11 protein-coding genes are annotated in these 12738 nt (G+C 68.7%); 5 read left to right on the top strand and 6 right to left on the bottom strand.

Features of this window, described 5'->3' with window-relative positions; translation table 11 throughout:
* Positions 1-64: 64 nt before the first annotated feature.
* Entirely contained in the window at positions 65-676 is a 612-nt protein-coding gene (locus MA876_RS09605; protein WP_248148173.1) for a TetR/AcrR family transcriptional regulator, read from the top strand.
* A 3-nt stretch (positions 677-679) separates the two neighbouring features.
* On the opposite strand, the gene MA876_RS09600 is transcribed toward MA876_RS09605, so the two are convergent.
* Positions 680-1249, bottom strand: a complete 570-nt coding sequence (locus MA876_RS09600; protein WP_248148171.1) for a TetR family transcriptional regulator — start codon at positions 1247-1249, stop codon at positions 680-682.
* 48 nt (positions 1250-1297) lie between these two features.
* Here MA876_RS09600 and MA876_RS09595 point away from each other — a divergent pair, with 48 nt between their 5' ends.
* Positions 1298-2353 (top strand): SDR family NAD(P)-dependent oxidoreductase, encoded by a 1056-nt coding sequence (locus MA876_RS09595; RefSeq protein ID WP_248148169.1) that lies wholly within the window; start codon positions 1298-1300, stop codon positions 2351-2353.
* A 272-nt stretch (positions 2354-2625) separates the two neighbouring features.
* On the opposite strand, the gene MA876_RS09590 is transcribed toward MA876_RS09595, so the two are convergent.
* On the bottom strand, positions 2626-4194 hold the full coding sequence (locus tag MA876_RS09590; RefSeq protein ID WP_248148167.1) for an SLC13 family permease: 1569 nt from the start codon (positions 4192-4194) through the stop codon (positions 2626-2628).
* Positions 4195-4314: 120 nt separating this feature from the next.
* Between MA876_RS09590 and MA876_RS09585 the strand changes: the two genes are divergently transcribed.
* Positions 4315-5928, top strand: a complete 1614-nt coding sequence (locus tag MA876_RS09585; RefSeq protein WP_248148165.1) for an L-lactate permease — start codon at positions 4315-4317, stop codon at positions 5926-5928.
* A gap of 48 nt (positions 5929-5976) precedes the next feature.
* On the opposite strand, the gene rhaS is transcribed toward MA876_RS09585, so the two are convergent.
* From rhaS to MA876_RS09565, 4 genes are read right to left on the bottom strand one after another with little or no spacing between them, the layout of a single operon-like run.
* Positions 5977-7023, bottom strand: a complete 1047-nt coding sequence (gene rhaS / locus MA876_RS09580) for a rhamnose ABC transporter substrate-binding protein (protein ID WP_248148163.1) — start codon at positions 7021-7023, stop codon at positions 5977-5979.
* A 43-nt stretch (positions 7024-7066) separates the two neighbouring features.
* Positions 7067-8134, bottom strand: coding sequence for an ABC transporter permease (locus tag MA876_RS09575; protein WP_248148161.1), 1068 nt, complete (start codon positions 8132-8134; stop codon positions 7067-7069).
* Positions 8131-9171 (bottom strand): ABC transporter permease, encoded by a 1041-nt coding sequence (locus MA876_RS09570; RefSeq protein ID WP_372491508.1) that lies wholly within the window; start codon positions 9169-9171, stop codon positions 8131-8133. Before MA876_RS09570 ends, MA876_RS09575 begins: the two co-directional genes overlap by 4 nt.
* On the bottom strand, positions 9168-10697 hold the full coding sequence (locus MA876_RS09565; RefSeq protein WP_248148160.1) for a sugar ABC transporter ATP-binding protein: 1530 nt from the start codon (positions 10695-10697) through the stop codon (positions 9168-9170). The genes MA876_RS09570 and MA876_RS09565 overlap by 4 nt, the downstream gene beginning before the upstream one ends.
* 161 nt (positions 10698-10858) lie before the next feature.
* Here MA876_RS09565 and MA876_RS09560 point away from each other — a divergent pair, with 161 nt between their 5' ends.
* The gene (locus MA876_RS09560) at positions 10859-11869 is read left to right on the top strand and encodes a LacI family DNA-binding transcriptional regulator (RefSeq protein WP_248148159.1); all 1011 of its coding nucleotides are present in this window, start codon (positions 10859-10861) and stop codon (positions 11867-11869) included.
* A gap of 158 nt (positions 11870-12027) precedes the next feature.
* Positions 12028-12684: an FMN-dependent NADH-azoreductase gene (locus MA876_RS09555; RefSeq protein ID WP_248148158.1), complete on the top strand. Its 657-nt coding sequence runs from the start codon at positions 12028-12030 to the stop codon at positions 12682-12684.
* Positions 12685-12738 lie beyond the last annotated feature (54 nt).

Raw genomic sequence — 12738 nt, 5'->3', positions numbered from 1 at the left:
CGCTTGTCGAGTACGCTAGCACAAATACCTCCACTCGGAGGTTTTTAGTCGCTAGGATCTCACCATGCCCGATGACGCCCCCGACGGCCCAGCCGCCGGCCGCCCCCGCGGCTCGTACGCGAAGGGTCTCGCGCGCCGGCAGGAGATCCTCGACCGCGCGATCGAGGTGTTCGCACGCCGCGGCTCCGAGGGCACGAGCCTGCGCTCGATCGCGCAGGAGATCGGCGTCTCGCACGCGGCGCTCACCCACTACTTCTCCTCCCGCGAAGACCTGCTCGTCGAGGTCTACAAAGAGGCCGAGCGTCGCGGCGACTCCGAGCATCCCCACGCAGACGACGCCTCCCCGGTCGAGATCATGACGGCATCCGCCCGCCACAACCACGGCGTTCCGGGGCTCGTGCAGCTCTACTCGACCCTCGTCGCGGCGGCGCTCGAGGCGGGGCACCCCGCCGCCACCGCGTTCGCGACCGATCGCTTCGCGGCCGTCCGCGCGGATCTCGTCGAGCGCGTCCTGCGCGACCAGGCTGCCGGTCGCATGCGCGAGGACGTGGATCCGGATGCCGTCGCATCCCTCGTCATCGCGGCATCCGACGGCCTGCAGACGCAGTGGATGCTGGACGAATCGGTCCCGCAGTCCGAGGCTCTCGAGCTCCTCGCCCGCCTACTCGCTCCCTGACGATCAGCGCGGCGCGAACGCGGCCCGAAACAGCGCACGCGCGCGGCGCGCCGCCGCCGGGCGGTCCGCGGCATCCGTCCTCGCGAGCTCGGTCGCCAGCATCCCCGTCGCCATCATCACGTCGGCGGCATCGATGTGCGCACCGAGGTGCCCGGCCTCGTGCTCGCGGGCGACGAGGCGCGCGACGACCGCCGCGAAGCGCTGACCCAAGGGCAGCACCCGAGCATCGTGCAGGTCGGCGGTGATGAGGTCGATGAACGCCGTCGACACCATCGCCTGGGCGACCACGCGGTCGAGCAGATCGTCGATCGTGCGGCCATCGGGCGCGGTGTAGGCCTCGAGATCGGCCACGTTCTCCTCGAACACGGCGACGGCGAGCGCCGTGCGATCGGGGAAGTGCCGGTAGAGGCTCCCCTGCCCCACGCCTGCGCGCTTCGCGACGGCGCTGAAGGGCGCGCTGAGCCCCTCTTCGGCGTAGACCTCGCGAGCGGCCGAGATCAGGGCGCGCCGGTTCGAGGGGCCGGCCGCGCGCCCGCGATTGGGCTTCGGCGACTCTTCTTCCTTCGACGGCACGGGTGTAGCCTATAACCGGACACGGTTGTCCGGTAGAAAGGAAACATCATGGGCACCACCAAGCCGCTCACGGGCGACTCCTCGATCGCAGACTGGCTCGCCGACCCGGCGGGCAACGCGATCCTCACCGACATGCTCGCGCAGGGCGGGCAGACCCCCGAAGTCTTCAAGCCCGTGCGCCGCCTCGCGATCAAGCGCCTCGTCAAGATGAGCCGCGGCGCCTTCACGCAGGAGATGCTCGACGACCTCGTCCGTCGTGCCGCGGCGGGTGACGTGCCGGCCGGCGCTTCCGCACCCACTGACGCCGAAGAGGTCTCCGCCGCAGACGAGGTGCCCCTGCGCGAGTGGACCGAGCGGCTCGACCAGGGCCGCTTCACCGGCCGCACGCACATCGTCACGGGCGCAGGCTCGGGCATCGGCCGGGCGACGGCATCCCGCATCGCCCGCGAGGGCGGTCGCGTCATCGCGGTCGACGTCAGCCAGGAGCGCCTCGACGAGTTCGTCGCCGATCACCCGGGCGCGGACATCACAGCTCTCGTCGCCGACATCACCGACGACGCGGGCGTCGCCCGGATCGTGGATGCCGCGGGCGGCACGATCGACGGTCTCGCGAACATCGCGGGGATCATGGACGACATGACGCCGGTCGGCGATCTGACGGATGCCGTCTGGGACCGCGTCCTGAAGGTCAACGTGACCGGCACCATGAAGCTCATGCGCGCTGTCATTCCGACGATGATCGCGCAGGGTGGCGGCTCGATCGTCAACACGGCCTCCGAGGCCGCGCTGCGCGGATCCGCGGCCGGCGCCGCCTACACGGCGTCGAAGCACGCGGTCGTGGGGCTGACGAAGTCGAGCGCGTTCATGTACGGACCCAACGGCATCCGCGTCAACGCCGTCGCCCCAGGGCCTACGATCACGAACATCGAGGCGACGTTCGCGTCTCCGCTCGGTGCGGGCCGCATCCAGACGGGCATGGCCGTCATGACGGACCCCGTCGAGGCTGATGCGCTCGCGGCATCCATCACCTTCCTGCTGTCCGACGACGGCGTCAACATCAACGGCGTGACGCTCGCCTCCGACGGCGGCTGGTCCGCCGCCTGACCCCTCCCGACGGCGGGCGGCTCCCGACCAGCGCGACGCTGAGCCGCTCGCCGTTCAGACTGTCTGTCAGCGCGATGGAACTTCCGGTTCACACGCTTCCGCCGGCCCCTGTCAGTCCGGTGTGTGAACGGGAGGTTCACTCCGCCGACGGGACCGGAGCGCCGCCACACGGCGTGTGAACGGGAAGTTCGACACGGCGACCGTCGTCCCTCTGTGAACCGGAAGTTCATCAGTGAGAGCGGACATGCTCTGCGGCGCGCGACACGCCGACGTCAGAACGGCCACACCACCGGCACGTACAGAACGGCCACGACCAGGAACCAGAGCGCGAGCGGCAGCCCCAGCTTCCAGTAGTCGCCGAACCGGTATCCGCCGGGCTCCATGACCATGAGGTTCGCGGGCGTCGCGATGGGCGTGAGGAACGCCGCCGCTCCGGCGACCGTGAGCGCCATCATGAACGGCTGCACCGAGAGGTCGAGCGTCGCCGCGATCGATACCGCGATCGGTGCGATGATCAGCACCGTCGCCGTGTTGCTGATCAACTGACCGAGCACGATCGTGAGCAGAACGAGCACGAGCAGGACGACGTGGGGCCCCGCACCGCCCACGAGCCCGAGCAGCCAGCCGCCGACGAGATCGGCCGTCCCGGTCTGGATGAACGCCGTCGAGAGCGGGATCATCCCCGCGATGAGCACGATCGTCGTCCACGAGATGGACTGGTAGGCCTGCGCCACCGCGACGGTGCGCGTGAGGACGAGGGCGGATGCCGCGAGCAGAGCGCCGACGGCGGGCGGCACGATCCCGGTCGCGAGCAGCACCACCATGAGCCCGAGGATCACCATCGCGCGCTTCGCCCCGCGGCCGAGCGGGACCGCGCGACGGATCTGGGCGGGTGCCGCGACGGCGAGCACCTTGGCATCCGGCGCTTCGGTGTGGCGTGCGAGGTCGTCCCACGTGCCCTGCAGCAGAAGCGCGTCGCCGGCCTGGACGACGATGTCCTGACCCTTGAGCTGCTCCGATCCGCGACGCGCGGCCAGCAGGACGAGGTCTCCGCTCGGCGTCGCCATACCGGTGCACAGCTTCACGCCGATGAGCGGCGAGCGCGGCGGGACGACCACTTCGGTCACGCCGTTCACGGGTCCGAGCAGGGTGCCGGTGTCGAGGCTCAGCGAGTACTGCTGCCGCAGCAGGCGCGCATGCCGGACGAGATCCGTGGGCATGACCGCGCCGTTGCGCGACGGGAGCAGACGCGCCCCGAACAGCGCGATGATGATGAGCGTCCCGGCGAGCAGCGGGAGCCCCACGAGCGCGAACTCGAAGTAGCCGAACGCGCGCCCCCCGTTCTCGGCCGCGATGTTCGACACGATGATGTTCACCGGCGTGCCCGTGAGCAGCAGGAGCGATCCGGCGTGCGCCGAGAAGGCGAGCGGCAGCAGGAGCTGGGAGGTCGGGATGCCGGCGCGGGACGCCACGACCACGACCAGGGGCAGCAGAGCCGCGACGGCGCCGTTGATGCTGATGACGGCCGTGAGCACGGCGACCAGCACGCCGATGACCAGCAGCAGCCGTGTCCGCTTCGTGCCGGCCCGGCCGATGACGATCTGGCCCGCCCACGCCGTGACGCCCGTGGCATCCAGCGACTCACTCACGACGAACAGCGCCGCGATGAACAGCACCGTCGGGTCGCCGAACCCGGAGAGCGCCTGCGGCAGCGTCAGGACCCCCGTGAAGAAGAGCGCGAGGGAGACGCCGATCGCCACGATGCCCAGGGGCACGCGGTTGCTCACGAAGGCGGCGATCGCGAGCACGAGGATCGACAGCGTCGCAACGACAGGGTCCACGGCCTCAGCGTAGTCAGAGGCGTGATCGGTCTGTGCCCGGCAGGCGTGCGTCTCTGGCGCCCGCGCCGGATGCGTCGATAGGGTGACCGCGAGCGGCACCAGCGAGCGGGGGCACACGTCATGTGGGAGCAGTCCATCGATCCGACGGGTCAGCTGTGGCTGTCGGCGATCATCGCCGTCATCCCGATCCTGGTGTTCCTGCTGTGCCTGGTGGTCTTCAAGCTCAAGGGCATCACGGCCGCACTCATCGCGGTCGCCCTCGAGGTCGTCGTCGCGATCTGGCCGTACGGGATGCCGATCGGCTCGATCGCCGGGGCGAGCCTGCTCGGCATCCTCACCGCCATCTGGCCGATCGCCTACATCATCGTCATGGCGGTGTGGCTGTACAAACTCGCCGTCGCGAGCGGGCGGTTCGAGATCATCCGGGCGAGCATCTCGGGAATCTCGCCGGATCAGCGCATCCAAGTGCTGCTCATCAGCTTCTGCTTCGGCGCGTTCCTCGAGGGTGCGGCGGGCTTCGGTGTGCCGATCGCGATCTGCGCGGCACTCCTCGTGCAGCTCGGGTTCGGACCGGTCAAAGCCGCCATGCTGTGCCTCGTCGCCAACGTCGCCGCCGGTGCCTACGGCGCGATCGGCATCCCGGTCATCGTCGGCGCGCAGGTCGGCGGCGTCGAGGTCATGGACCTCACGGTCGACATGGTTCTCGTCCTGCAGGGACTGACGCTGGCCGTGCCGTTCATCCTCGTCATGATCCTCGACGGCTGGCGGGGCGTGCGCGAGACCTGGCCCGTGACGCTCGCCGTCAGTGCCGCCTTCAGCGCCGTGCAGGCGGCGATCCTGCTCTTCCTGGGTCCGGAGCTCGCCGACATCCTGCCCGGGCTCATCGGCATGGTCGTGATCTTCATGGTCGGCCGCGTCTGGAAGCCGACCCGCATCTACCGCGAAGACGGCGGTGTCGCGCCGGAGCCGAAGAAGTACGACTTCGGTGACGTCGTCGTCGCGTGGAGCCCGTTCTACATCCTCACCGGAGTCATCTTCGTGTGGTCGATCCCCTGGTTCAAGGCGCTCTTCGCCCCCGGCGGCGCGCTGTCGTGGCTGGCGTTCGCCGTGCCGATCCCGGGTGTCACCGGCGTCATCGTGCCGTCCGGAGCATCCGATCCCGTCGCGACGACGTGGGCGTTCACCCCGGTCAACGCCACCGGCACCGCGATCCTCATCGCCGTGCTCATCACGTTCTTCACGACGCCGCAGCTGAAGTCCCGCGACCTGTGGGATCAGCTCGCCGCGACGATCCGCGAACTCTGGCGCCCCATCATTTTGATCGCGCTCATCCTCGTGGTCGCCAACATCGCGAACTACTCGGGTGGCTCGGCATCCATCGGCAACGCCCTTGCCGCCGTCGGGCTCCTCTTCCCGCTCTTCTCGCCCATCATCGGGTGGTTCGGCGTCTTCATCACGGGCTCGGTCGTCAACAACAACACCCTCTTCGCGCATCTGCAGACCATCACGGCGCAGCAGATCGGCGTCGATCCGACGCTGCTCGTCGCCGCGAACACGGCAGGCGGCGCGGTCGCGAAGGTCGTCTCGCCGCAGTCGATCGCGATCGCCGCCGGCGCGGTGGGGTTGGTCGGACGCGAAGCTGAGATCCTGCGGGCATCCATCAAATACAGTCTCGGGATGCTCGCCTTCGTCTGCGTGTGGGTGTTCCTCCTGTCGCTCGTCCTGCCTGCATAGAAGAAGAGCCCGGACCGCTGATGCGGACCGGGCTCTTCAGGAGGAGGCTCAGAAGTCGAAGTCTCCGATGTTGTCGGCGTCGAACACGTACGGGTCGCCGAGCAGCACGCCGCCGTCGGCGCCGACCTCGAACGAGCCGAGCTTGCCGGCCTCGAACGAGTCGCCCACTTCACCGGTGATCTCGCCCGTGATGAGCGCCTGCGTCGCCCACGCGGCGAGGTAGCCGAGGTCGGCCGGGTTCCACAGCGCGAACGCCGTGACGGTGCCGTCCTCGACGTACTCGCGCATCTGGTTCGGGGTGCCGAGGCCGGTCAACGCGACCTTGCCCTTGTACTCCGACGTCGAGAGGTAGCGCGCCGCCGCCGAGATGCCGACCGTCGTGGGCGAGATGATGCCCTTCAGCTCCGGGTAGGTCTGCAGCAGGGCCGCCGTCTTGTCGAACGAGGTCTGGTCGTCGTCGTCGCCGTACGCGACCTCGACGAGCTCGATGTTCGGGTGGTCGGCCGCGAGGAGCTCCTCCATCGTCGCGATCCACGCGTTCTGGTTCGTCGCATTGGCCGACGCCGACAGAACGGCGACCTGACCCTCGTCACCGATCTGCTCGGCGATGAGGTCGACCTGGATCTTCGCGATGCCCTCGGACGTGGCCTGGTTGATGAACAGGTCGCGGCACTCGGGGTTCGTGTCGGAGTCGAAGGTCACGACCTTGACGCCCGCCGAACGCGCCTCGTCGAGCGCGTCGCAGAGGGCCTCGGGGTCGTTCGCCGAGACGATGAGGCCGCCGGCGCCCTGCTGGGCGGCCGTCTGGATGTACTGCACCTGCGACGTGGGCGATGCCTCCGACGGGCCGACCTCTTCGAACGTGCCGCCGAACTCCTCGGTCGCCTCTTCGGCGCCGCCGGTCGACGTGTCGAAGTACGGGTTGCCGAGGTTCTTCGGCAGCATCGTGATCGTCAGGTTGGCGTCGCCGCCGTCCCCGCCGGCGTCGCCACCGCTGTCTCCGCCCGAGCTGGAGCATCCGGCCGCGACGAGCGCCACGCCCAGAGCAACAGCGGCGACGACACCAGCGCGCCGCGTGCGCTTCATTCCGAACATCATTGTTTCCTTCCTTGGTGCGAGAGGACTCGCGGGTGTGGTGTTACAGGGTCGGGGCGGACGCTGCTGCGCGTCGTCCCCTTCGCTTCCCGATGGCTGCCGACTGACGCCGGTGCACCCATGCGAGGAGGCTTGCCGAGACCACGGAGAGGATGAGGAGCACTCCCGTGATGACGTTGATGATGTCGCTCGTGACGCCGGCGAGGCGCAGGGCGCTGCCGAGGATGCCGATGAGCAGGACGCCCGCGATGACGCCGTGCAGCGCCCCGCGACCGCCGAAGATCGAGACCCCGCCCAGCAGCACGGCCGCGATGACCTGCAGCTCCATGCCCATCGCGTTGTCGCCGCGGGCGTTGGAGTACAGCAGGGTGAAATAGACGCCCGCGAAACCCGAGACGGCGCCCGACATGACGAACAGCAGGAACTTCGTGCGGCCGACGTCGATGCCCGAGAAGTGCGCCGCCTCTTTGTTGAGACCGATCGCGTAGAGCGAGCGGCCGAACGGCGTGAAGTGCAGCAGGATCGCGAACACGATCGCGAGCACGACGAACGGGATCATGATGACGGGAACGGGCGTGCCCGGGATGTTCGCCTTCGCGAGGTCGGTCCACTCCTCGGGGAAGTCCGTGATCGCCGTCGTGCCCAAGAGCCCCACCGCGATGCCGCGGAAGAGCGCGAGCGTGCCGATCGTGACGGCGAGCGACGGGAGCCCGACGACCGTCACCAGGAAGCCGTTGAAGGCGCCCGCGACGGTGCCCACGAGGATCGCGAGGATCGCCGCGACCGGGAACGGCAGCCCCGCCTGCGTCAGGATGCCGGTCATCACCGACGACAGGCCGACGATCGAGGCGACCGAGAGATCGATCTCCTCCGTGATGATGATGAGCGTCATCGGCAACGCGATGAGCAGGATCGGCGCGATGTCGCGCAGCAGGTAGGTGACCGTCAGCGGACTGTCGAAGTTCGGCACGGCGATCAGCGAGACGACGATGACGAGGAAGAGGATCGCGATGATCGCCATCTCGCGCGTCAGCAGGGCGCGCCGCCAGAGCGGGCGAGCGTAGGACTGGTAGCGGCGAGCCGTGACGGTCTCGGTGGCGACGGCGCTCATCGGCCCTCCTCCCTCTGTGCGATGAGTCGTCGATGCTGTCTGATCGCGAGCACGCGGTCCAGCACGATCGAGCCGAGGATCAGGACGCCGACGACGGCGCGCTGCCAGAAGTCGTCGATGCCCAGAATGGGCAGCGCGCGGTTGATCGTGAGCAGCAGGAACGCGCCGATCGCCGCGCCCCACACCGTCCCGACGCCGCCCGAGATCGCCACGCCGCCGATGACCGCAGCGCCGATGGCCTGCAGTTCCCACCCGAAGCCCGCGGCCGAGCTGACCGTGCCGTACCGCGCGGCGTAGAGCACACCGGCGAGGCCCGACAGCGCGCCCGAGACGACGAAGGCGGTGATGATGCGCTGGTTGACCTTGAGCCCGTAGAGGTGCGCGGCAGCGGGGTCGGAGCCGATCGCGTAGAACTCGCGTCCGCCCCGGATGTTGCGCAGGTACCAGGCTGCGGCGATGAGGACGACGACGGCGATGATCGTGAGCACCGGGATGCCGAGCAGTTGATCGGTGCCGAGGCCGCGGAACTCCTTCGGCAGGTCGGAGGCGTTGATGCGGTCCGATCCCGTCCAGGCGACGTTGATGCCGCGGTAGATGTACATCGTGCCGAGCGTGATCACGAGCGCCGGAACCTTCGCCCATGCGACGAGCAGGCCGTTGACCGCCCCCAGCAGACCGCCCAGGACGACGCCGCCGACGAACACGAGGATGATCGGGATGCCCTCGATGTCGATGAAGAGGCGGCCCGTGAGATAGGCCGTCAGCCCGACGATCGAGCCGACCGAGAGATCGACGTTGCGGGTGATGATGACGATCGCCTGGCCGACGGCGACGAGGAGCAGGAGCGACGGCGTCAGCAACAGGTCTCGGAAGCCGTCGTTCGAGAAGAGGAACGTGGGGTTCGCCGCGGTGGCGGCGACGATGACGAGCACCAGCGCGATGCCGATGCCCGTTTCACGTGCGGTCGCGATGCTGCGGACGATCCGGGCCGCGCTGCTCGTGCCCGGCTTGACGGGGGCGGTGGTGGTGGTGCTCACGCGGCGGCCTCCGCATCCGCCGTCGCGGCGTACATGACTGCTTCGGGTGTGGCGTCTTCACGCGGGAACTCGCCGGTGAGGCGCCCCTCGCGCATGACCAGCACGCGGTCGGCCATGCCGAGCACCTCCGGGAGTTCTGACGAGATCATGAGGATGGCGAGTCCCTGCTGTGCGAGCTCGCTCAGGAGGCGGTGCACTTCGGACTTCGTTCCGACGTCGATGCCGCGCGTGGGCTCGTCGACGATCAGCACCGTGGGCTCGGTCGCGAGCCACTTGCCCAGCACGACCTTCTGCTGGTTGCCGCCCGAGAGCGTGCCGGTCTCGGCATCCAGCGCCTGCGTCTTCACTTCGAGGCGACTCGCCCACACCTGTGCCGCCTCGTTCTCGAGGCCGTTCCAGATGAGGCCCCACTTCGCGAGCTTCTGCCGGATCGCGAGGGTGATGTTGCGCGAGACGCCGTCATCGAGCACGAGACCCTGCTTGCGGCGGTCCTCGGGAACGAGCGCGATGCCGCGGCTCGTCGCGAGCCGCGGGTTGCCCTTCGGCAGTGCCTTGCCGTGCAGCGTCACCGACCCCGACTCGTAGACGTCCACGCCGAACACCGCGCGCGCGACCTCGCTGCGACCTGCGCCGACGAGTCCCGCGAGTCCGACGATCTCGCCCGCACGCAGGTCGAACGTGATGTCGCGGAAGACGCCCTTGCGAGTGAGTCCCTCGACCGAGAGGACGACGTCGCCGACCTCGGCCGGCAGCTTGGGGAAGAGTTCGGTCACGTCGCGGCCGACCATCTGGCGCACGAGTTCGTCGACCGTCGTCTCGGCGATCGGAGTCGTCTCGACGTACGAGCCGTCGCGCATGACGGTCACGGTGTCGCACAGGGCGAAGACCTCGTCGAAGCGATGCGAGATGAACAGGAGTGCACGACCCTCGTCGCGCAGGCTGCGGGCGACTGCGAAGAGCCTCTCGACCTCGACGCCCGAGAGCGCGGCGGTCGGCTCGTCCATGATGAGGACGCGCGCGTCCAGAGAGATCGCCTTCGCGATCTCGATGATCTGCTGATCGGCGATCGACAGGCCTTCGGTGATGCGGTCCGGGTCGAGCCCGACGCCCAGACGCTGGAAGATCTCGGTGGCCTCGGTGCGCATCGCCTTGCGATCGATGCGGCCGATGCGATTGGTGGGCTGGCGCCCCATGAAGATGTTCTCGGTCACCGACAGGTCGGGGAACAGCGTCGGCTCCTGATAGATGACGGCGATGCCGGATGCCTTCGACTGCGCCGTGCTCGTGAAGTCGACCGACTCTCCGTCGAGGAGGAACTCGCCCGAGTCGCGGCGGTAGAGCCCCGCGATGATCTTGACGAGCGTGGACTTGCCCGCGCCGTTCTCACCGATGAGCGCGTGGATCGAGCCGCGGTCGAGCGTGAGGTTGCCCGAGCGAAGGGCGACGACGGGTCCGAACGACTTGACGACGCGTCGGAGCTCGAGGGCGTGCGCCGCTTCGGGCTGCGGATCGGCATCGAGAGCCACGGGGCTCCTCCTCGTTGAGGTTCAGCGGAATGAAACGATCCTCTGAAAACTGGTGAATCGATTCAGGTTGATTTCAAGCTACTCTAAGAGCGCCGACAGTGGTGGTCAAGTCGAAGGACGACAATGACCGAATCGTGATCCGATGAGGGATGGAGGATGCCGTGCCGGTCAGCATCCGTGACGTCGCGCAACGCGCGGGCGTATCGGTGGGCACGGTCTCGAATGTCCTCAACCGGCCCGACGAGGTCTCGTCGGACTCGGTCGACCGTGTGACCCGAGCGATCGAGGAGCTCGGCTACGTGCGCAACGACGCGGCCAGAAAGCTCCGCGCCGGCGTGTCGACGACCGTGGGCTTCGTCGTGCTCGACGGCCAGAACCCGTTCTACAACGACGTCGTGCGCGGCGCCGAAGACGAAGCGACGCGCCACAGCATCGCGATCCTCTACGGCAACACCGACGAGGACCCGACGCGCGAGCGCATGTACCTCGACCTGTTCCAGGAGCAGCAGGTCCGCGGTCTGCTGATCGCTCCGTACGGGGACGTCACGCCGCGGCTGAGACAGCTCAAGGCGGGTGGGATCGCAGCCGTCCTCGTCGACCGGTTCAGCGGAGACGGGCGCTTCTCGTCCGTGTCGGTCGACAGCGTCGCCGGCGGGCGCCTCGCCGTCGACCACCTGATCGCGACCGGCCGCCGCCGCATCGCGTTCGTCGGCGGTCCGTTCGACATGCGGCAGGTCACCGATCGCCTCGCGGGCGCGCGGGCTGCTGCGGAGAACGCCTCGGCGCACGTCGACCTCGAGGTCGTCGCGACCTCGGCGATGACCGTCGACGAAGGCGCCCTGGCCGGCGCCCGCATCCTGTCCCGCCCTCGACGCGAGTGGCCCGATGCGCTCTTCGCCTCGAACGACCTGGTCGCCCTCGGCCTCCTGCAGTCCCTCGTCGTCGACGGTCGCGCCGTCGTTCCCGACGACATCGCGATCATCGGCTTCGACGACATCCCGTTCGCCGGAGCCGCCGCCGTGCCGCTCTCGTCGATCCGTCAGCCGAGCCGGATGATCGGGCGTACGGCCCTGCGGATCGTGCTGGAAGAGGCATCCGACCCCGACTCGATCCCCCGACAGACGGTCTTCCCACCCGAACTCGTGGTCCGCGCCTCGACCGCCGGTCGGTGAGGACGGCGCGCGCAGGAGATAGGGCGTATGCCCGATGCGGCCGCCATCGCGTGCCGGGTCTGCTGGTATCGGCACGCGAGTGAGCGCCGACACCTCCTGCCCGGACATCGCCTGATGACCGTCATCCCGCCTCTCGGCACCGAACGGAAGGATGAGTCATGAAACTGCTCCACATCGTCGCGTCGCCTCGGCTGGACGGATCGACGACACTCGGGATCTCGCGTGAGCTGCTCGGAAAACTCGCCCGCGAGCGGTCCGACGTCGACATCGAGACCCTCGACCTCTTCCAAGCCGACCTGCCGGCCATCGCCGGCGACAACATCGAGGCCAAGTACACGCTGCTCACCGGAATGCCGATCGGCCGCGAGCACGAGCAGTCCTGGCGGCAGATCGAGCGCGAGATCGCACGCTTCCGTGACGCGGATGCGTATGTCGTGACCGCGCCGATGTGGAACTTCGGCATCCCGTACGCGCTGAAGTACTACATCGACTGCATCGTGCAGCCCGGATACCTCTTCCGCTTCGACGAGAACGGTATCCCGCGGCCGCTCCTCGAAGGCAAGCGCATGATCGTCGTGACGTCGTCCGGAAGCGACTACAGTGCGGCGAGTCCCCTGCACTCCCTCGATCACTTCGAGCCGTATCTGCGCACGATCTTCGGATTCGTCGGCATCAGCGACGTCACGTTCGTCCACGCGCACGGCGTCGACATCTCACCCGAGGCTCGGGCAGGGGCCGTGGCGACCGCCATGACGGACGCCGCGACCGCCGTGGCGACGGCCGGGTGGGTCGAGGAGTCCGCCGCGGCAGCCTGACGGACGAGGCGGCACGATTCGGACTGCCGCTCATCCCGCTCGTACTCTAGGGTG

Source organism: Microbacterium aoyamense, from assembly GCF_023155855.1.
Classification (GTDB): domain Bacteria; phylum Actinomycetota; class Actinomycetes; order Actinomycetales; family Microbacteriaceae; genus Microbacterium; species Microbacterium aoyamense.
Note: the sequence above shows the minus strand (reverse complement) of the source record. Positions and strands in the feature narration are given on the sequence as shown.